Consider the following 458-nt stretch of genomic DNA (forward strand, 5'->3'; position numbering starts at 1 on the left):
TGCTATGATGTGCACGATTTATTCCGTCATGCATCTGCCGCTGGCAACAGGCGTCACACTCAACTACACGTCCTCCATCTGGCTTGCCATCTTTTCATTTTTCATTTTAAAAGAAAGAATTACGCTTTATACCCAAGCCATTTTGGTTATGGGCTTTATCGGCGTTATCCTGTTGCTCAACCCATCTTTTCAAGGCGGACAGGAATTTGCCGCGCTGGTCAGCTTAGCAGGCGGCGCCATGTCGGGCTGGGCGTATTTGAAGGTGCGCGAACTCTCGCTTTTGGGCGAGCCGGGCTGGCGCGTGGTGTTTTATCTGTCGCTTACCGGCCTGATTATGTCTGCCATTTGGAGTTGCTTTACCGGCTGGCATCCGCTGACCGTGTCTTCCCTGCCCTATCTGGCCGGCATCGGCATCTCCGCCATGATTGCCCAACTTGCCATGACCCGCGCCTATAAGG

The 458-nt window shown here is 53.3% G+C and carries 1 protein-coding gene; it reads left to right on the plus strand.

The features are described 5' to 3' along the window. A partial coding sequence (locus tag ACTHUR_RS20435; RefSeq protein WP_440400624.1) for an EamA family transporter occupies positions 1-458 on the plus strand: 458 nt, incomplete at both ends.

Source organism: Neisseria sp. P0021.S007 (genome assembly GCF_051956855.1).